Origin of the sequence: Kitasatospora sp. NPDC059571 (genome assembly GCF_042735675.1) — a bacterium.
In the GTDB taxonomy this organism is placed as follows: Bacteria; Actinomycetota; Actinomycetes; order Streptomycetales; family Streptomycetaceae; genus Kitasatospora.
This window is the reverse complement of sequence record NZ_JBHWBW010000847.1, coordinates 1-1,276: the sequence shown is the minus strand read 5'-3', so window position 1 is coordinate 1,276 and position 1,276 is coordinate 1. Positions and strand designations below refer to the sequence as shown.

General features: G+C 77.0%; 1 protein-coding gene. It reads right to left on the bottom strand.

The window, feature by feature from the left end; translation table 11 throughout:
• Nucleotides 1-16: 16 nt before the first annotated feature.
• Nucleotides 17-1,276, bottom strand: a 1,260-nt coding sequence (locus ACFV0G_RS39490; RefSeq protein WP_380558801.1) for a PQQ-binding-like beta-propeller repeat protein, incomplete at its 5' end; no start/stop codon positions are given.

The following is a 1,276-nucleotide window of genomic DNA, read 5'->3' as shown; positions in this document are numbered from 1 at the left end:
ACGCCCTGGACTCGTTCTACGGCACCGCGGTGCCGTAGAACGAGTCCAGGGCGTAGACGCAGCGGTCCTTGCTGCCGGCGAAGACCCGCCCGGCGACGGCGACCGGCGATCCGGTGAGCTCGCCCTTGGTGCCAAGCTCCCAGCGCAGCCGCCCGGTGGCGAGGTCGACGGTGTGCAGCGAGTGGTCGCGGCTGCCGATGTGCACCAGGCCGTCGGTGACGGCCGGGGAGCCGACGATCTCGCCGCGCGCGGTGTAGCGCCAGCGCTCCCGGCCGGCGGCCGCGTCGAAGGCGTACAGGGTGTCCCCCGAGCCCAGCAGCACGGTGCCGTCGGCGACCACGGCCGGCTCGGCGCCCTGGCGGTTGCCCGTCCGGCCGCGCCAGCGTTCCCGGCCGGTGGCGAGGTCGACCGCGTACAGGGTGCCCAGGTAGTCGGCCACGTACAGCGCGACCGGTCCGGCGGCGTCCAGGGCCGGCGGGGTGAACAGCACCACCGGCGCCTCGAAGCGCCACCGCTCGGCGCCGGTCGCGGCGTCCAGCGCGTACACCCGGGTGCCGGCCGTGACGTACAGCACACCGCCGCGCTCGACCGGGCGGGACGGCACGTCCTCGCCGACCGGGAACGACCAGCGCAGGCCGCCGCCGCGCGGGTCCACGCAGCGCAGCCGGCCGCTGCCGTAGTAGTAGCAGGCGCCGCCGACCAGGGCGGGCCCGGACTGCGGGTTCTCGTAGTCCTGCTGGGCGTCGTCGGCGCGCCACAGCTCCGCGCCGTTGGCCGCCGAGCGCAGCTGGACGCCGCCGCCCCGGATGCCGCAGCACAGCACGCCGTCGGCGGCGTCCAGCGAGTAGACCCAGCCGTCGAGGGAGTTGCGCCAGCGCTCGGTGCCTTCGGTGACGTCCACGGTGTACAGGTGCGGGCCGTCCGCGGCGTGCACCCGGCCGTCGGCGACGGCGAGCGCCCAGGCGACGTCGCGGGTCTTCCAGCGGCGCTCGCCGGAGGCGATGTCCAGGGCGTGCACCTCGAAGCTGGAGACGAAGAGCGTGCCGCCGGCGACCACCGGGGTGCCCCAGACGTCGTTGGACATCCGGAACCGCCAGGGCCGCCAGCGCTGGGCCGGCGGGGGCGGCGGCACGGGCTGCTGCACGGAGGCGTGCCGCGGCTGGGCGGGGGCGCGGCGCACCCAGTCGGTGGCGGCCGGCGCCTGGCCGGTGCCGACCGCGCTCTGGTCGGCCCGCGGGCCCGGCCCTATCCGGACCGGTCCGCCGGAGAGCCGGAC